Consider the following 17,765-nt stretch of genomic DNA (forward strand, 5'->3'; position numbering starts at 1 on the left):
AGCCACCATGCCGGTACCTATTCTCAAGCAGGGCACGTACCTGATCGCGTCCGTGCAGTCGGCGTTGACCGATGCCGACACCGAGCGGTTACAGGACGACCTGATGAAGCAGGTCAGTCGCTACCGCGCGACCGGCATCATCGTCGACGTCACCGCCATCGACGTGATGGATTCCTTCGCCGCGCGCTCGTTGCGCACCATCGCGCACATGACCCAGTTGCGCGGCGCGGAAACCGTCATCGTCGGGTTGCAGCCCGAGGTGGCCTTCGCCATGGTGCAACTGGGCCTTACATTCGAAGACATGCACACCGCGCTGGATCTCGAGGAAGGCCTCTCCTGGCTGAATCGGCACCCGCGGCGACGAGACGGTCGCGACAGTGGCCGCTGAGCAGGTGGCGATCGCGGTCAAGGTGTCCGAGGACATCGTCACCGCCCGGCAGGCCGGGAGCGAGTTGGCCGGTGACCTCGGTTTCACCCTCACCGACCGTACGATGATCTCCACCGCCATCTCCGAGATCGCCCGCAACATCACCAGTTACGCGGGCAGCGGGGAGATCAGGTTGCTCATCGACTTGCGCGAGGGTCGCCGCGCGCTCGTGATCCAAGCCGAGGACCAGGGCCCCGGCATCCGCGATATTCCCCGTGCGCTGGAAGACGGCTATTCCACCGGCCGCGGACTCGGACTCGGACTGCCCGGCGCGCGCAGACTGATGGACCGCCTCACCATCGATTCCGCCCCGGGCCGCGGGACGTTGATCGAAATGTGGAAGTGGGTACCCGACGTTGCATGAGGACGGGATCATCGGGCGCATGGAGTGGTCGACGGCCGGCCGGGCGCTGCCCGGCCAGGACGTCTCCGGTGACCGCGCGCTCGTGCTCGACACCGGCGCCGGCGTGCTGTTCGCGGTGCTCGACGGGCTCGGTCACGGTGCGCCCGCGGCCGAGGCCGCCGATCGCGCGATGGCCATCCTCACCGAGAACTGCGGCGAACCGCTGGACGTGCTGATGGTGCTCTGCCATCGCGCGATGGTCGAAACCCGGGGCGCCGCAGTGTCATTGGCGCTGATCGAGCCGGGCGAGACGCTGCAATGGCTCGGCGTGGGCAACGTCGATTCGCGATTGCTCACCCTCGGTCCGGCCGGTCCGGAGCTGCGGGCGACGATGCTGCTCACCGGCGGCATCGTCGGGTACCGGTTGCCCTCGCACCTGCAGCCGCAGACCTTGCCGATCCGCCCCGGCGATCTGTTGCTGATGGCGACCGACGGGATCGTCGCGGTCGGCCCCGAATCGCTGGACCTGGCCAAAACCGCCACTGCCATCGCGGGCGATCTGCTCGCGCGCGATGCGAAGGACACCGACGACGCACTGGTGCTCGCGGCACGTTTCCGTGGGCCGTGCCCGTGAGGCCCCGACATCGCACCAACGCGTGCGCCCCTGTTCCGTGGACCTCTTTCCCGAGGCCACGACACCGCGGCCTGTTCCGCCGGACCGAGCCGATGAGAGGTTGCCGATGAGCGCGGTCCTGGTCGCATTTCTCGACGACTATTCGGCGGCGATGCGCCGCCACGTCGCCGCGCCGGGCCAGGCCGGCCTCTCGGAGGGATACGACCTCGGCAGACGAGCCCTCGTCGAAGGCATCAGTCTGCTCGATCTCACCGAGCACCATTTCCGCGCTGTCGCCCGCGACAGCGAAACGCAGGCCGATCCGCGCCGCGCCGAGGTGGCGCTGGAATTCCTGCTGCAGACCATGGCGGCGCTGGACATCGCCACCCGCGGCTACCTCGACGGCACCCGCCGCTACGAGCAACAGCGTTCCCGCGCCGAGGATCTCGAAGGCCGCGACGCCTTTCGCACCGCGCTGGTCGAATCGTTGCAGGACGGGTTCTTCGTCGCCGACGACGACGGCACCATCGTCGAGGTGAACTCCGCGTTCGGGGTGCTCACCGGATACGGCGCCACCGAGGTGCCGTTCCGGCTGCCCCATCCGTGGGCACTGACCGATCGCGCCGGATACCCCCAGATCGGCACGGAGGCTTCACGATTCGTGATGCCGGTGCGTCATCGCGACGGCCGCGAACGGTGGCTGGCGGTGAGCGCGAGCTCCCTGGTGAAGCAGGAGAACGACGAACGGATCTTCGTCGGCACCGTGCGCGATGTGACCGCCGAGCACGACGCGCAGGCCCGCGACCAGGCCGCCTCCCGCCTGGCCACCGCCGTCGGCGCGGCGACGAGCATGGTGGAGGTCCTCGCGGTCGGACTCGACGAACTGCGCCGGACCATGGGCGCCGAGACCGCGCTGGTCGCGATCTGGCCGAGCCGGACCGGACGCCCCGATGTCTACTCCTGCGGCGCGACTCCGTCGAGTGGAAAGGCGGAGCCCGCACCCGAAACCATCGGTAGCGCAACACAATTCACCGTGGCACCGATGCGACAGAGCGGCCCGCGCGCCGACGGCCCCGTCGTGCTCGACGATGACACCCAGGCCCTGCTCGACCGCTCACGCAGGCAGTCCGCCCGTGGGCTCTCGGCCATCACCGGCGACGAGGGCGGGGTCGACGCGGTCGTGGCACCGCTCGGTGAGACCGGCGACGCGGCGCTGTGGGTGCGCTTCGGTGCGTCCCGCGCGGTCAGCGCCGCCGACTGGGCCCTGTACTCACTGCTCGTCGGTCATCTCAGCGTCGCGCTCCAGCGCGCCCGCAACTTCGACCAGGCCCGCGCCACCTCGCTCACCCTGCAGCGGGCGATGCTCGGACCGATCGAACTGCCGCCCCGGTTCTCGGTGCACTACGAACCCGCCTTGCCGCCGCTCGAGATCGGCGGCGACTGGTACGACGTGGTGCCGTTGCGCGACGGCACCATCGGCGTCGTCGTCGGCGACTGCGTCGGTCGTGGTCTGTCCGCCGCCGTGGTGATGGGCCAATTGCGCACCGCGGCAAGGGCTCTGCTGTTGCGTGGCGCCGGACCGGCGCAGTTGCTCGCCGAACTCGACGCCGTGGCCTCCCGGATCCCCGGCGCCATGTGTACGACGGTGTGCGCGGCCGTGCTCGACCCCGAGCGCGGAATGGTGCGCTACTCGAACGCGGGCCACATGCCGCCCGTCCTCGCACCGCCCGGCGGACCCGGCCGCATCCTCGAAGGCGGACGCGCGGTCCCCCTGGCCACCTTCGACACCCCGCGCAGGCCGGAAGCCACCACGGCGCTCCCACCGGGCGCCACCCTGGTGCTGTTCACCGACGGCCTCGTCGAACAGCGCGGGTACGACATCGCCGAGGGCTTCGTCAAGATCGCCGACGTGCTCAGCGAGACCGGCGCCGCGCTCCCCCGCGATGTCGCCGACGCGGTGCTGTCGCGGCTGTGCCCGCCCGCGGGCTACGACGACGACGTCGCCATGGTCGTCTACCGGCAGCCCCCGGAGCCGCTGAGCCTCGACTTTCCCGCTGCCGCAACCGAACTGGCCGGGGTGCGCCGTGGTCTCTACCGCTGGTTCGCCACCGCCGCGGTGCCGCACGACCTGGCCGCCGACCTCGTCGCCGCGGCCAACGAGGCCTGCAGCAACAGCGTCGAACACGCCTACCGCGACACCGAACCGGGCCGCGTCGGTCTCACGGCCCGCTGCGACGGCGACCGGGTGGTCCTCGAGATCACCGACCACGGCAGCTGGATCCCCACGCCCACCGACCCCGGCTACCGCGGTCGCGGCGTGGAGATGATGCGGGTACTCACCGAGGATCTCACCTTCGACCACGACGAGACCGGCACCCGGGTGCGCATGTGGGTGACCCTGCCCTCGATCACCTTCCCCACCGCGAACCCGCTGCGGGCCTCCTCGCGGCCGCCGACCGTCAGCTCGCGGCAGAATTCATTCTGACCGGGTCGTCTCATAGGCCTCGACGTCGAAGTTCTTCAGCATCCGATGGAACCGGAAGCTGAAATCCGGCCACAGCGTGGCGTTGTGGCCGTTCTCGTCGACGAACCAGCTGGTGCATTCGCCCGTGTTCCAGACGGTGCCGTCGAACTTCTTCTGCAGGTCCCGGTTGTAGGCGGCCTGCACGTCCTCGCGGACCTCGACGGTGCGCAGGCCATCGGCGTCCATGGTGGTGATCGCCTCGATGAGGTAGGTGATCTGGGATTCGATGGTGAAGATCGCCGAGGTGTAGCTCAGGACGGAGTTCGGGCCGATCATCAGGAACAGATTCGGGAAGTCGGCGACGGTCGTTCCCTTGTATCCACACAGACCCCCGGCAGCGAACACCTCCGCCAACGTGCGCCCGTCGCGACCGCTGATCAGATCGAAGGTGGGCGAATCATCGATCCGAAAGCCCGTCGCCAACACGATGGCGTCCACCTCGCGCTCGGTGCCGTCATCGGTGACGATCGACCGTTCCCGGATCTCGGCGATGCCGTCGGTCACGACCTCGACGTTGTCGCGGGCCAACGCCGGGTAGTAGACGTTCGAGATCAGCATGCGTTTGCACCCGAGGCGATGGTCGGGCGTCACCTTGCGGCGCAGCTCACGATCACGGATCACCCACCACAGCCTCACGCGCGCACCGAACGAGAAGAAGTCGGCCAGCGGCGGATATTTGGACTGCCACAACACCATGGTCTCGCGGGCCCAGTACACGCCCGCGCGGGCCAGCCACTGCGCACCTGGAACATGCCGGTAGTAGCGGCGCTCCAGCCAGGAGTACCTGCGGCCCATTCGGGGAAGAACCCACGGCGCACTGCGCTGGTACAGGTCGAGTCGGCCGACCTCGCCCGCGATGGACGGCACGATCTGGATCGCGGACGCGCCGGTGCCGATGACGGCGACCCGCTTGCCCGCGCGATCGAACTCGTGATCCCAGCGGGCGGAATGGAAAACAGGGCCACGAAAGGTGTCGATGCCCTTGATGTCCGGCAGTCGTGGCGCGCTCAGCGGACCTCCGGCCGATACCAGGATGTCGGCGGTGTAGGCGCCTCGACCGGTCTGGATCTCCCAGCGCGCCATGTCGTCGTTCCAGCACGCGCGGGTTACCTCGCCGTCGAAGACGATCGCCTCACGCACGCCGTGCCGGTCGACCACATCGCGCACATACTGCTGAATCTGTGGCTGTGTCGAGAAAGAATGCGTCCAGTGCGGATTGCGGGCGAACGAATACGAATACAGTTGCGAGGGCACATCGCAGCCCGCTCCCGGATAGGTGTTGTCCCGCCAGGTACCGCCGAGGTCGTCGGCGCGCTCGAAGACGACGAAGTCGTCGATACCCTGCTGGCGCAATCGAATCGCCACACCCAGCCCGGCAAAACCCGCGCCGATGATCGCGACGCGGGTGTGGGGCAGCTCGGTCACGGCGTCTTCGGCGTGGTCTCGTAGGCCTCGATATCGAATTTCCGGACCAGCCGCCGGTATTTGAAGCTGAAGTCCGGCCACAGCGCCGAGTTGTTGCCGTGCTTGTCGAGGAACCAGCTGGTGCATCCGCCGTCTGCCCACACGGCGCGGGCCAGCTTGGGCTGCAGCTGCTTGTTGTAGGCGACCTGGGCATCCACCTTCACCTCGAACGAGCGCAGGTTCTGCTGCTTCATCGTCTCGATCGCGTCGACGAGGTAGTTGATCTGGGATTCGATGATGTAGATCAGCGACGTGTAGTTCAACCCGGAATTGGCGCCGAGCATGAAGAACATGTTCGGGAAATTGGCGACGGTGGTGCCCTTGTACATCTGAAAGCCCTCGTCGTCGGCGGCCTCGGACAACGTCCGGCCGTCGCGCCCGGTGTACAGGTTGAAGGTCGGTGAATCGGCGACGTGGAACCCGGTGGCCAGCACGATGGCATCCACCTCCCGTTCCGTGCCGTCCTCGGACACGATCGAACCGGGGCGCACCTCGGCGATGCCGTCGGTGACGACATCGACATTGTCACGATCGAGCGCACCGTAGAACTTGTTCGACACGAGCATGCGCTTACAGCCGATACGGTGCTCGGGCAGCATCTTTCGCCGCAACTCCGGATCCCGGATCTCCCAGCGCATCTTGACCCGGCCGACGGTTTCCAGCACGATGCCGGTCCATGGGTACTTCACCTGGGTGACCACGTAGAACTCACGCTGCAGGTAGATCAGCGCGCGCATCAGTCGTTGCAGACCGGGGATGCGCTTGAAGGCGAAACGTTCCAGCGCCAGGTAGGGTCGCGACACCTGTGGCATCACCCAGGTGGCGGTGCGCTGATAGACGTCGAGGTGCTCCACGTCGGGCGCGATCGACGGAACGATCTGCACCGCCGAGGATCCGGTGCCGACGACGGCGACCCTCTTGCCGGTCAGCGTGGCATCGTGGTTCCAGCGCGCGGAGTGGAAGAGCTCACCCTCGAAACTCGAAATACCTTTTATATCGGGAAGATTCGGCTCTGCCAGCACGCCTGCCGCCGAGACGACGAAATCGGCGGTGAAGGCGCCCTTGCTGGTCTCGATCTCCCACCGGCCGTCGGCGTCGTTCCAGCGGGTCGCGGTCATCGCGCAGTCGAAGAGGTGCTTGTCGCGGACGCCGTAGCGTTCGGACACGGTGCGCAGGTACTGCTCGATCTCCGGCTGCGGCGAGAACGAGCGGGACCAGTCGGGATTGAGCGCGAACGAATACGAGTACAGGTGCGAGGGCACATCGCAGCCCGCACCGGGATAGGTGTTGTCGCGCCAGGTTCCCCCGACATCGGGGCCACGTTCGATGACCACGAAGTCGGACATGCCGCGCTGGCTCAGCCGGATGGCGGCACCGAGGCCGGACAGGCCGCTGCCCACGATCATGACTCGGACGTGGCGGGTGTTGTTACTGCTCATGCGGTGACCTCAGCGGGATTCGTAGATGCGTTTGTGACCGGAGACGGCGGCCAGCCGGTACGGGCGGCGAGTCTCCTCGACCATGGCGTGGTAGGCGCCGTCGCTGGGCGAGGTGGCCTCGTGCAGTTCCCGGTAGCGCTCGTAACCGAGCAGCTCACGCGAGCTGATCGCCGCCAGGTTCGCCTCGGTCCGCAGGTGCTCGCGATAGCCGGGCTGCACGGTGCCACTGAAGAATTCGGCGACGCTGCCCGACCCGTAGCTGATCATGGCCAGCGCCTTGTCGGTGAGGTCGTCGGCGTGGTCGAGCAGCGAGGCAAGGCCGAGGTAGAGCGAGGCGGTGTAGCTGTTGCCGACCGTGCGGTTGTAGGTGGTCGTGGCGCCGAGGGCGGCCTCGATGGCGTCGGCGTCGGCGGTGTGGCCCTGGCTCTCGAGCAGGTGGCGGTGTGCCTTGTAGGCCATCTTGGTGAAGGGCTGGTGGTAGCAGAACGCGGCGAACTCACCGAGTTCACGACCGCCCTGGCGCCGGTAGTCGGTCCACGCCTCCTGTGCCGCCTTCTGGTAGGCGTTGACCGAGGTTTTGCCGTCCACGATGGCTTCGGTGCGGTAGTTCGGGCGCCAGAAGTCCATGATGTCGGCGCTGTAGAGGCCGGAGACCGGGTCCAGCGCCAGGATCGCCGGGTTCGCGGTGACCAGCATCGCGACGGCGGCGGCGCCCTGGGTCGGCTCACCCGGGGTGTCGAGTTCGTACTTGGCGATGTCGGCGGCGATCACCAGCACCCGCTGCGACGGGTCGCGGGCGATCAGGCCGGCCGCGAACTGCAGCCCGGCGGTGCCGCCGTAGCAGGCCTGCTTGAGCTCGACGACCCGGGCGGCGTTGGGCAGCCCGATCAGCGAATGCAGGTACAGCGCAGCGGCTTTGGACTGGTCGACACCGGTCTCGGTGGCCAGCAGCACGGTGCGGATGTTGTCGGTGCCGTGCCGTTCCAGGATCGGCGCGGCGGCGGCCGCGGCGATGGTGACGATGTCCTCGTCGGCGGCGGCGACGCTCATCTTCTCCTGGCCGATGCCGAGGTAGAACTTGTCGCGATCCACGCCGAGTCGCTCGGCGAGGACGGCGTGATCGAGAGCGTAATGGGTGGTGGCGAACGAAAGGTCGTGGATACCGACCGGCGTAGTTGTCATCGTGGGCTTCCGTTGCTCGTGGTGGACCGCTCGAATTGGGTATGGGCACGCATCAATTCACCGCGATTGGTCTGTGCCGCCATCAGCGACAGCTCCCCGCACAGCACGGTGGCCGCTCCGATCACCGCGAGGCGTCGGGCGTTCTCGCCGGGCTGCCGGTCTTCGCGGCAGCCGAGGCGTTCCAGGTTCTCGTCGACGAAACTCGCGTGCTTGCCGTTGCCGACCGTGCCCACGATCAGGTTGGGCAGGGTGCACGAGAAGTAGAGGTCGCCGTCGCGATCCTCGGCATGGGTGATGCCCTGGGATCCTTCGACGATATTGGCGGCGTCCTGACCGGTGGCCAGATAGAACGCGAGCAGCATGTTGGCGTAATGCGCGTTGGCGGAACGAATTCCGCCCGCCAGCAGGGTGCCGATGAGGTTCTTGCGGATATTGAGCTGCACCACCTGTGCCGCGGTGGTGTGCAGCCGCTGCTCGACCACCTCGCGCGGGACGATCAGTTCGGTGATCACGTTCTTGCCGCGACCCAGGATGCCGTTGACCGCGGTGGCCTTCTTGTCGGTGCAGTAGTTGCCCGAGATCGAGCCGTAGCGCACACCGGGCATGGTCGACAGGATGTGATCCATCAGGTGATCGCTGGCCAGGGTCGCCATGTTGTGGCCCGACGCGTCACCGGTGGTGAATTCGAAGCGCAGGAACAGCAGGTTGCCGGTGATCTGATGGTGCAGGTCGATGAGCCGGGCGAAACGACTACTGCCCGAGACCACCTCCTGGAGCTCGGCCATGCGGCCTTCCAACTGCTGGACCGTGGTGTAGGCGGTGTACGCGTCGTCGGCTTCCAACAGGATCGAGCGCGTCATCCGCTCGTCGATCAGCGTCGCGACGATGCCCTTCTCCGCCAGGGTGCTGATCCGCGCGCCGCGCCCGACCGAAGGCCACAGCGGGGTCTCGTAGGTGGCGAGAGGAACGTCGACGGCATCGTCGACGACATTTCCGGTAATGCGTACAGGTCCCACCCACTGCATCGGCACCGCCGCGTACGACATGTCATTCATGGGTGACTCCCTCTCGATGTTCGGATTCACGCCACCAGGGGCTCCGGTGGGCAAGTGCCGCGGCGTCGATACCGCGAAGTTGGCAGAAGCTCGCGACCTCCCCGGTGACGAGCAGGTCGGCGCCGGCCAGATCCGCCGGCGTGCGGGCGCCGAGCACGGTGAGGATGGTGCGCAGTTGGTCGAGCCAGATCCCGATCTTGTCGACCAGGGCGGCGGTGTCGTGGCTGACCAGGGTTTCCAGGAACGCGCCCGCGACACCGGTCGCGTTGGCGCCCAACGCGAGTGCGCGCGCGATGTCCAGCGGCGAGCGGATGCCGCCGGACGCGGCGATATCGATGCCGGGCAGGTCGGCGCAGTCGAGCAGGCAGTTCGGGGTGGACTGACCCCAGCTCTCGATGAACCCGAAGTCGCCGCCGACCCGCCGATCGTTCTCGATGCGGGCGAAATTGGTACCGCCGCGCCCGCCCACGTCGGCCACGGACACGCCCGCGTCGCGCAACCAGGTGACGGTCTGCCTGCTCAGTCCGAACCCGACTTCCTTGACGAAGACCGGCACGGCGCTAGCGGCGACGAGGCGTTCGATCTGGCGCGGCCACGACCCGAACGAGCGGTCGCCCTCGGGCATGACCACTTCCTGTACGGCGTTGAGGTGGATCTGCAACGCGTCGGCTTCGAGGAGGTCGACGGCGCTGCACACCTGATCGACCGTCGCGTTCGCGTTCACATTGGCCATCACGAATCCGTGCGGATTCTCCTGCCGCAGCACGCGATAGGTGCCCGCGACCGCCGGATCACGGAAATAGGCGCTCATCGATCCGGAGGCGATCGGGATACCGGTCTCGCGGGCGGCGATCGCGAGCTGGCGGTTGATCTCGCCGGTCTTGGTACTGCCACCGGTCATCGCGTTGACGAACAGTGGTGTGGCCCATTGCTTTCCAGCGACATCGACCGCGAGGGAGACCTCGTCGGCGTCGATGCCCGCGAGGGCGTGGTGCACGAAAGTGACGGAGTCGAAGTCACTGCTACCGGCGGCCTGGCGTTGGTGGTTCACCGCGTGGCGGACGTGGTCGTCTTTGCGATCGGCGATCATCGGTGGTCCCCTTCGACTGGGTGGGTCCGCAGGGGCAGCGGACGGATTCCGGCGGTGAGCCACCGGCCGGTGAGTTCGGCGATCGCGGCGGGACGGGTGCGCTCGATGAGCGCGATCCCGCAGTCCCCACCCCCGGCGCCCGAGGGCTTCGCGGCAGCGCCGACCGCAGCGCCCGCGTCGCACAACGCGTGCAGCCGAGGAGTCATGATGCCGAGGCCCGACATCGCGTCGAGGTCGACGAGCAGTGTTCGCGCGCTGTCGATTTCGAGGCGCACGGCCTGGGAGTCGTCGGCCTCGATGGCGACGACGAGTCGTTCGACGCACTCGTTGCTGTGCGCCCGGAAGGCGGTGCGGTCACCGTCGAGTCCGGCGACCAGGGCAGGCGTGGAGGCCGGGTTTCCGGTCCAGCCGACCTGCAGGGTCAGCTCGGTGGGGGTGGGCAGCGGGCGAACCGACAGGCCTGGCCACGGTGCGCGCAGGGTGGCCTCCACGCCGTCGCGGGCCAGCGATGCCGCCACCTGCGCGCGGTCCGGGGACCGGTAGGCGAGCCAGCCGCCCCAGGTGCTCACGGCGATGTCGCCGCCCGAGGCGCGGGGGTTGACCGCGATGGTGGCGAGCATGGCCAGCCGGTAGCGATCCATCGCATCGAGGCCGAGGGCGAAGTGCTGCCCGAGGGCGGCGACCGTGGCCACCGTGACGGCCGCGCTGGATCCCAAGCCGAACTTGCGGCCGTCGGTGTCGCCGAGGTCGGCGGTGACGTCCAGATGGAAGGACGATGCGGGGATCGCACGCTCCACGAGTAGACGGTGCACCACCGAAACTGCGGCGAAAACGTAGGAAAACGCTGCTGGCACAACAGCATCGGAAGTGGGTACCAATTCGTCACCGTGACGACGACAGGAGAAGGCGATGCCGCCGTCCAGATCCGAATACAGGGTGATGTCCTGATCGGACTCCGCTCCGGTCACCGTGGCGGTGGCGTAACGATCGACCGCCGTGAGCACCGCCAGGTGTCCCGGCTCGACCACGGCGTATTCACCGGCGATGAAGAGCTTGCCGGGAGCGCGACAACTGGTCATCGATCACCACCCGCGGCGGGCACCGTCAGGGACGCGCCGGGACCGATGTGCGCGGTCCGGGTGGTGACGAAGTCGCCGAGGCCGTCCACTGCGGCGTCGACCTGTGGCGCGTCGGCACGGGTGCACAGCACTTTGACGTTCGGGCCCGCATCGATCGTGGCGTACGCCATGATCCCGTCGGCACGCAGCGCGAGGACCGCGTCGAGGATGGCGATCGAATGCGGAGACAGGTACCGGATTCCGGGGCGGGCGGTGAGCATAGTGGCGTGCATGCCGAGGGCATTGCGCTCGGCGATCTCCCCGATGGCGGGAAGGTCTTGCCGCGCGACAGCTCTGCGCATCTCCGCCAGATCGAGTACCGACGATTCGGCCCACGGGCGATAGAACGGTGACGTGGCGGTGGTCTGCCGCATCGCGACCCGGCTCGAGACGGCCTTCGCGCCCTGGTTCACCACGGCGACCACCAGGGCCGGGTCCAGCTCGTCGCCGCCGATGGGCTCCGCGTACGAACTCAGGTCCCCCGCTTCGCCTTCCCCCTCGCCGGCATGCCAGACGACGAATCCACCGAAGATCGAGCGCGAGGCGGAACCGGAGCCGCGTCTGGCCAGTCGCGACAGGGCGCGCGGGTCGGCGTCGAGCTCGTAGGCGGCCGCGGCGGCGGTGGCCAGCGCCGCGAACCCGCTCGCCGAGGAGGCCAGCCCGGCGCCGGTCGGCCCGGCGTTGGCGGTCACCACCCTCGCACGGTCGTCGCGACCCGCCTTGGCGCGCACCAGATCCAGGAACGTTTCGATGCGGGCGCGTGCGGCGCCGGTAGCGGTGACACCGTTGAACTCGACGACATCGGCCGGTCCGTCGATCAGCCGCACCGAGGTGGTGGTCGGGAAGATGTCGAGGGTCATCGACAGGCTGCCCGTGACGGGCAGGAACAGCTCTTCGTCCCGCTTACCCCAGTACTTCACCAGGGCGATATTCGGATACGCGACCGCCTCGGCGGACGGCCCGGCCACTGCGCCACGTTCGGTGGTCGCGGGTGATGCGGGAGTGAAAGTCATGGGTTGGCACCGTGTTCCGATGTCGAGACGGATAGGGACTGTGCGCCGGAACGCAGGCTGCGGGTCGGGACCGTCCAGGTCTGTACCGCGCCGGCACGGCGCAAGGCGGCACTGACGGTGCGCGCGTCGCCGGTCTCGGTGAGCGCGAGGACGCAGCCGCCGAGGCCGGCGCCGGTGAGTTTGGCGCCGTAGGCGCCCGCGTCGAGCGCCGCGGCGACCAGGGTGTCGATATGCGGGGTGCTGACGCCGAGTCCGGCGAGCAGGTCCTGGAAGTCGAGCATCGCTCGACCCAGCGAGTCGGCGTGCCCGGCCGAGAGGTCTACCGCGGCACCGCTGATCACCTCGTCCGCCCTGGCCAGGAGTCGGCGCGCGGAGCACGGATCGCGCTCGAGCGTGCGGCGTACTCCCCCGACCGCGTGCTGCGTGGACCCGGGCACCCCGGTATCGGCGATCACCAGGGCGGCGTCGAGACCGATGTCGAGTGCGGTGGCGGTTCCTTCGTGGAATCGGATGGGGCCGTCGGCCAGCACCGCGCTCGCATCGATACCGCTGGCCCTGCCGTGCGCGACCTGTTCACCGCACTGCACGAGTTCGTAGAGCGTGACCGGATCGACGGTCCGTCCGTGCAGGTCGGCGACCGCGCGCACCGCCGCACCCGCGCAGGCCGCACTCGATCCGAGCCCACGAGCCAGTGGAATATCGCACTCCATCACCACATGGGCGATGTGCCCGGTCAGGCCCCAGCGCCGCAAGGCCTCCTCGACCGCGACGCGCGGACCGGACAGCGAATTCTCCGCGGCGTTCGGGTTGCCCGCGACGAACCCGAAATGTCCTTCGGGAACCTCGATGACCGCGCCCGGGGTGCCGGGTCGCGCGATGGCCCGCACCGACAGGGTCGGCAGCGGGAACGCGATGGCGGGCGTGCCGTGGACCACGGTGTGCTCGCCCAGCAGGATCGCCTTGGCGTGGGCCCGGCCCACACCACGGACCGGGCCGGTCACTGTGGAGCTGTGTTCAGCACGTTCTCGAACGGGACTGTTCACGACGATTCCTCTCCGGACTCGGCCCGGCCTGCCGGTTACCGAGACGATCGGCCGAAAATGGCGCGCACGGACGGGAAGAACGCGGGCACCTGCGCGGCGTAGGCACGATAGGACGCACCGAACCGGGCAATGAGATCGCGCTCCTCCAGGTAGGTTCCGAGCAGGATGTACCCGGTCAGCCCGAGAGCCCACACCAGATGCCCGACGGTGAACTCACTGGCGAACCAGAACGACACCAGCAAACCGGTCATCAATGGATGACGAACCAGTTTGTAGACGCCGTTCACCTGCAGGCGGTCGACCGTCGCGTCCGGTACCTGGATCACGTACTGGCGGTAGGCCTGACTGATGCCGAGCAGGTGAAAGTGGTTCAGCAACAGGGTAGCCGCGTAGACCAGTACGAAACCGATCCAGAATCCGGTATCGAGCGCCACCCCGACCGCACCGTCGGCCGACCACAGCACCTGCGGCACCGGCTGCCACGCCAGCATGATCACCCACATCACCAGGCACACGCCGATGATGTAGACAGTCCGCTCGAGTGCCTCGGGCACCCAGCGGGTGATGAAGGCCTTGAACGAGGGCCGAGCCATTCCCGAGTGCTGCAGCGCGAACAACGCGAGCAGCACGAGGTCGATCGCGATCGCCGGGACCGCGGACAGGTGCGGTCCCTTGTCCACCGTCTTCGGCAACCACCAACCGCCGGCGAACAGCAGCATCAACGGCACCGTGATCCCGGCGACACCGTAGACGGCGAAGGAGAACAGGAACGGGACGAGCCGCGAGGGGGTTTTCACCACGCCCCGAACCTGTTGCGGTGTCATCAGATCCATGCGAACCACGGCAGGAAGCGCGAACGAACGGTGCCTGCCTCCAAACGCGTCTCCAGACGCGCCTTCCACTTGTTGCCGTAGCCCTCGTTGAGGAAGCCGCCGGGCACGACCAGACGCCAACCCGACTGCGCCACCATCCAATACGGCACGATGACGCCGGGGTTCACGTCGCGCATGTAGTCGAGCTTGTCGGGGATCTGGCTCCAGTGGATGCCTGGGTAGCGGTGGTGCACGCTGTGGTAGCCCTGGTTGAAGATCAGGAAGTTGAGAATGTTGCCCGCGTTGTTCAGCGAGGTGCTCGGCTCATCGGTGAATCCGCGCGCGGGAGCGTGACTCAGCCAGGCGAAGTAGCCCGCGTTGACCTGGGTGATGAGGAACGGCACCCAGTAGAAGAGCACGAACTTCTCGAAGCCGGCAACGTACCAGACCGAACCGATCACGACCGCGTACACGGCCAGGTCGAAGATGAACTGGTGGCGCGTCTTCCGGCGACGCGGCGCCGGGTCGGCGGCGAAAACCGTACGCACCGTGTGGATCTTGACGACCATGCCGTAGCGGACCCAGTACCAGATGGCGCCGATGCCCTTGTCGAGGCCGGTGGTCGCGGTGACGTCACCCGGGCCGTCGTTGAACCGGTGATGGTTGAGGACGTGCACCTCGCGCATCTCGGCCGCGGTCAGGTTGCCGGGCAGGCAGCACAGGATGTCGACCACTCGGTTGGGGAACTTGGACACGAACAGCGGGCGATGGGTGTGCATGTGCATCACGCCGATGGTCAGCGAGAGGTTCAGCAGCGAGAGCACGATGATCAGTGGTACCGCGAGGTACCAGGCCGAGGTGCCTGGCACGAACAGCGCGGCCGAAGTCATGCCGATCCACAGCGCGATGTGGAGCAGCGGGCCGACGTTGGCCGCGTGCTCGAGTTTGAACACGCGCCGACTGAACGGCGGTTTCTCTGTGGGCGCGACGGGCGTTCCGGTGCTCATAGGAGAGCTCCTTCGCTAGTAGTGACGATCATCGAGGAGGTGTTCCTCGATTTACTGGTGGCTGCTGTTGTCGAGAGCGGCGAGCTGCAGCCGTGTGGCCAGCGCCCGGATCGCGTCGGGTTCGTGGTTCGGTACCCGCTCCATGGCGCCGAAGGCGAGGTGATCGGCGATCATCATGGTGCGGATCGCCGAATCGGAGAGTTCGCCGGTCAAGCGGCCTTCGGGCAGCGTGTGCACCAGCGCGAAGGTGGTGTCGACGATCAGCGGCATCAACGAGGTTTCCGTCGAGGCGAGGTCGCCCGCACCGAGCACCTGCGACGCCGAGGCCGAACCGGTGGTGAAATCCGGTGAGGCATCGAGCATCTGATGAATCGCGGCGTCGCCGCTGCGGCGCACCCGCTCGAGCATCTTCATCCAGTACGCCGGTGAGGCGGCGGCCAGCGTGGCCGCGGCGACCGGGCGCCGGAAGGCGGGCGGCGCGTCGACGGCACGGCACAGGAATGCCGAGGTCGTGATAGTCATGTACGCCATCGCCGCTCGTGCGCCCACGCTCGGCGTGCCGGGCCCGAGCTTGGCCAGTAGTGCGAAGCCGCCGAGGGCGGGGGTGAGCTGGCGCAGCATCACCATCCGCGTGAGTTCCTCGCGGTCGGCGGCGCCGTAGATCGCGAGTTCGTTGTCGCGCAGGTCGTTGGCCGACTGGGCGATCACCGCGACACAGCCGGTGAGTTCGCGCAGATCCGCTTCGGGCAGCACATCTTCGGCGACCAGGGCGCACGCGTAGTGGGTGATCCGGCCGAGCACGCCCTCGCTGTAGGCGACGCGGGTCAGCGGTGCGTCGATATTGCGGGCCATGACCCGGCCGACATCGGTGAGCACGTGGCCGACGCGCTCGCGGCCGTGCTCGGACAGGGCCGCGAGCAGTGCCCTGATGTCGGCGATGCGCTCGGCGAGCACCCGGTCGACGGCTTCGCTGTCGCGGATCTCGCCCTCGAGCGCGGGTAGCGGTGGCGGGAGGGTGTCGCCGGTGCCGTTGAGGTAGTCCACCGCCGCCGAGACGGCGGCGCTCGCTACCGCGCGGTCGCTGAGGTCTTCGAAAGCGTCGAGCACGCGACAGGCGAGCAGCGCGGCGGTGGCTTCGTCACGCAGCGCGGCGGGCAGCAGGTTGACGGCGATACCGAGGTTGCGACCCGCGGGGATCAGAGCGAGCGCGGCCAGCTCCCTCGGTGTCCGCGCGGCGCGCAGTGCGGCCAGATCCGGTGCGCGACGCAGGTTGCGCAGGCCGCGGATCAGCAGGGGAAGGCGTGGTGTGTTCATCGGGATATCACCTGCTCGAGGAGCTCACGCAGGTCGTCGCGCGCGAGGGAAGGTGGGAAGACGTCGAGGGCACGGGTGGCCTTCTCGGTGGCGTCCATCGCGACCAGGCGGGCGGCTTTGGTCGCACCGCTCTCGACCAGGTCTTCCTGCAGGGTGGCGCTGGAAATCTCCGCGTCCAGCCACATCTCCCGGGCTCCGGGTCGCGTGCCGAGCCATTCGATGACCGGCCAGGTCGGCACGCGGCGCTCGAGGTCACCGCCCGCGTCCTTGCCCAGGCCCGGTCCGCCCTCGATGTCGCGGACGTCGTCCATGATCTGGAAGGCGAGCGCGAGTTGGTCGGCGTACTCCATCAGGGCGTGCAGCCGATCGAGATCGACTCCGCCCGCGGTGCCGCCGTAGGCGCAGGACAGCCGGAACAGGGTGCCGGTCTTGGCCCCGGCCACGAGTTCGTAGTGGCGACGCAGCGCGAGCTCGTCGATCGAGGGCGGCAGGGTCTCGATGAGCTGGCCGTAGGACAGGTCGGAGAGCCGATCCGCGTAGGTGATGCCGGGCGCCTCACCGACCCGCGCGAAGACATCGGGATTGTCGGTCAGCACCCGGGCCACGACCTGCATCGAGGCGCCTGCCAGGTGAAACCCGGCGCGGGCACTGGTGCGGACACCGAACGCGGCGGGCACCGACGGCGCGTCGCGGCGCAGCAGCGAGCCGTCGCAGATGTCGTCGTGGACCAGCGAGGATTCGTGCAGCATCTCCATCGCGCAGGCCAGGTCGACGGCGTCGCGCAGCGGGGCCGCTGCCTCGACGGCATCGGGCAGCAGGCCGGCGCAGGCCAGGACGAGCCGCGCTCGCACGCGTTTGCCGGGCGCCGCCAGGATGTGGGTGTAGATCGCGTCGAAGTCTTCACCGGTGATGAGCAGTTCCCGCAGCCGTTCGGTGACGAGCGCCAGTTGCTCGGCCGGTCCGGCCGGCCTGGGCATGACCACCACTCGGTCGCCTGAGTACTGGTCACCGGAGTGTTGTGCTGCGGGTAGCGCGGGATTATCCATAGCGCTGAGCTCCTTTGGTGTGGTCACGATGCGGAGAGGTCCACCGGCGACTGCCGGACACGGGTTTACGGATATTTCCGGCGGGGCAGTCGTAGGGAGTCACCTCTCGCAGCCGACGGGGTCGAGCGTCCCGTTCGCTGGCTACCGACGGGTAGTTTTGTAGAGGAAGCTCGAGATGTCAAGCATTCCAACATGTTCCAGGTTTGGAGCTGACAATTGTGCTGTACCACAATGCTTTACAGGTTTTGTGAGCGGGAGATACAGCGGTTGTGGAC

16 protein-coding genes are annotated in these 17,765 nt (G+C 68.0%); 4 read left to right on the top strand and 12 right to left on the bottom strand.

All coding sequences use genetic code 11. The annotated features are described in order from the left end of the window. Positions 1-7: 7 nt before the first annotated feature. From QX204_RS18935 to QX204_RS18950, 4 genes are all read left to right on the top strand, one after another. A complete protein-coding gene (locus tag QX204_RS18935) occupies positions 8-388 on the top strand; it encodes an STAS domain-containing protein (protein WP_056809990.1) in 381 nt (126 codons plus the stop codon). Continuing rightward, positions 378-791 carry an ATP-binding protein gene (locus QX204_RS18940; protein WP_056809992.1) on the top strand — a complete coding sequence of 138 codons (414 nt, stop codon included), beginning with the start codon at positions 378-380 and terminating at the stop codon, positions 789-791. The genes QX204_RS18935 and QX204_RS18940 overlap by 11 nt, the downstream gene beginning before the upstream one ends. A gap of 19 nt (positions 792-810) precedes the next feature. Next, a complete protein-coding gene (locus QX204_RS18945; RefSeq protein ID WP_165610319.1) occupies positions 811-1,404 on the top strand; it encodes a SpoIIE family protein phosphatase in 594 nt (197 codons plus the stop codon). A 106-nt stretch (positions 1,405-1,510) separates the two neighbouring features. After that, a complete protein-coding gene (locus QX204_RS18950; RefSeq protein WP_301901112.1) occupies positions 1,511-3,868 on the top strand; it encodes a SpoIIE family protein phosphatase in 2,358 nt (785 codons plus the stop codon). Here QX204_RS18950 and QX204_RS18955 read toward each other — a convergent pair. From QX204_RS18955 to QX204_RS19010, 12 genes are read right to left on the bottom strand one after another with little or no spacing between them, the layout of a single operon-like run. Next, entirely contained in the window at positions 3,860-5,332 is a 1,473-nt protein-coding gene (locus tag QX204_RS18955) for a flavin-containing monooxygenase (RefSeq protein ID WP_301901113.1), read from the bottom strand. The two genes, QX204_RS18950 and QX204_RS18955, sit on opposite strands and share 9 nt — an antisense overlap. After that, positions 5,329-6,810 (bottom strand): flavin-containing monooxygenase, encoded by a 1,482-nt coding sequence (locus QX204_RS18960; protein WP_301901115.1) that lies wholly within the window; start codon positions 6,808-6,810, stop codon positions 5,329-5,331. Before QX204_RS18960 ends, QX204_RS18955 begins: the two co-directional genes overlap by 4 nt. A 9-nt stretch (positions 6,811-6,819) precedes the next feature. Next, positions 6,820-7,992, bottom strand: a complete 1,173-nt coding sequence (locus QX204_RS18965) for a hydroxymethylglutaryl-CoA synthase (protein WP_301901117.1) — start codon at positions 7,990-7,992, stop codon at positions 6,820-6,822. Continuing rightward, entirely contained in the window at positions 7,989-9,047 is a 1,059-nt protein-coding gene (locus tag QX204_RS18970; protein ID WP_301901119.1) for a hydroxymethylglutaryl-coenzyme A reductase family protein, read from the bottom strand. Before QX204_RS18970 ends, QX204_RS18965 begins: the two co-directional genes overlap by 4 nt. Next, positions 9,040-10,137: a type 2 isopentenyl-diphosphate Delta-isomerase gene (gene fni / locus QX204_RS18975; RefSeq protein ID WP_301901120.1), complete on the bottom strand. Its 1,098-nt coding sequence runs from the start codon at positions 10,135-10,137 to the stop codon at positions 9,040-9,042. The genes QX204_RS18970 and fni overlap by 8 nt, the downstream gene beginning before the upstream one ends. After that, positions 10,134-11,216, bottom strand: coding sequence for a phosphomevalonate kinase (locus tag QX204_RS18980; protein WP_301901121.1), 1,083 nt, complete (start codon positions 11,214-11,216; stop codon positions 10,134-10,136). The genes fni and QX204_RS18980 overlap by 4 nt, the downstream gene beginning before the upstream one ends. Beyond that, complete coding sequence (gene mvaD / locus QX204_RS18985) at positions 11,213-12,223, bottom strand: diphosphomevalonate decarboxylase (protein WP_301908039.1); 1,011 nt, start codon at positions 12,221-12,223, stop codon at positions 11,213-11,215. The genes QX204_RS18980 and mvaD overlap by 4 nt, the downstream gene beginning before the upstream one ends. Positions 12,224-12,264: 41 nt before the next feature. Beyond that, complete coding sequence (gene mvk, locus QX204_RS18990) at positions 12,265-13,311, bottom strand: mevalonate kinase (protein WP_301901122.1); 1,047 nt, start codon at positions 13,309-13,311, stop codon at positions 12,265-12,267. A 35-nt stretch (positions 13,312-13,346) separates the two neighbouring features. Then, entirely contained in the window at positions 13,347-14,144 is a 798-nt protein-coding gene (locus QX204_RS18995; RefSeq protein ID WP_301901124.1) for a methyltransferase family protein, read from the bottom strand. Then, entirely contained in the window at positions 14,135-15,130 is a 996-nt protein-coding gene (locus QX204_RS19000; RefSeq protein ID WP_301901125.1) for a fatty acid desaturase, read from the bottom strand. The genes QX204_RS18995 and QX204_RS19000 overlap by 10 nt, the downstream gene beginning before the upstream one ends. Before the next feature lie 51 nt (positions 15,131-15,181). After that, complete coding sequence (locus QX204_RS19005; protein ID WP_301901127.1) at positions 15,182-16,444, bottom strand: hypothetical protein; 1,263 nt, start codon at positions 16,442-16,444, stop codon at positions 15,182-15,184. Then, positions 16,441-17,490, bottom strand: coding sequence for a polyprenyl synthetase family protein (locus QX204_RS19010; protein WP_301901128.1), 1,050 nt, complete (start codon positions 17,488-17,490; stop codon positions 16,441-16,443). Before QX204_RS19010 ends, QX204_RS19005 begins: the two co-directional genes overlap by 4 nt. Positions 17,491-17,765: the final 275 nt, after the last annotated feature.

Source organism: Nocardia sp. PE-7 (genome assembly GCF_030486425.1).
Taxonomy (GTDB): domain Bacteria; phylum Actinomycetota; class Actinomycetes; order Mycobacteriales; family Mycobacteriaceae; genus Nocardia; species Nocardia salmonicida_A.

Bases quoted from the DNA above. Each gene is read 5' to 3' on its own strand.
- QX204_RS18935 (WP_056809990.1), top strand. From the start codon at position 8: ATGCCGGTACCTATTCTCAAGCAGGGCACGTACCTGATCGCGTCCGTG.
- QX204_RS18945 (WP_165610319.1), top strand. From the start codon at position 811: ATGGAGTGGTCGACGGCCGGCCGGGCGCTGCCCGGCCAGGACGTCTCC.
- QX204_RS18950 (WP_301901112.1), top strand. From the start codon at position 1,511: ATGAGCGCGGTCCTGGTCGCATTTCTCGACGACTATTCGGCGGCGATG.
- QX204_RS18960 (WP_301901115.1), bottom strand. From the start codon at position 6,810: ATGAGCAGTAACAACACCCGCCACGTCCGAGTCATGATCGTGGGCAGC.
- QX204_RS18965 (WP_301901117.1), bottom strand. From the start codon at position 7,992: ATGACAACTACGCCGGTCGGTATCCACGACCTTTCGTTCGCCACCACC.
- QX204_RS18970 (WP_301901119.1), bottom strand. From the start codon at position 9,047: ATGAATGACATGTCGTACGCGGCGGTGCCGATGCAGTGGGTGGGACCT.
- fni (WP_301901120.1), bottom strand. From the start codon at position 10,137: ATGATCGCCGATCGCAAAGACGACCACGTCCGCCACGCGGTGAACCAC.
- QX204_RS18980 (WP_301901121.1), bottom strand. From the start codon at position 11,216: ATGACCAGTTGTCGCGCTCCCGGCAAGCTCTTCATCGCCGGTGAATAC.
- QX204_RS18995 (WP_301901124.1), bottom strand. From the start codon at position 14,144: ATGGATCTGATGACACCGCAACAGGTTCGGGGCGTGGTGAAAACCCCC.
- QX204_RS19000 (WP_301901125.1), bottom strand. From the start codon at position 15,130: ATGAGCACCGGAACGCCCGTCGCGCCCACAGAGAAACCGCCGTTCAGT.
- QX204_RS19005 (WP_301901127.1), bottom strand. From the start codon at position 16,444: ATGAACACACCACGCCTTCCCCTGCTGATCCGCGGCCTGCGCAACCTG.
- QX204_RS19010 (WP_301901128.1), bottom strand. From the start codon at position 17,490: ATGGATAATCCCGCGCTACCCGCAGCACAACACTCCGGTGACCAGTAC.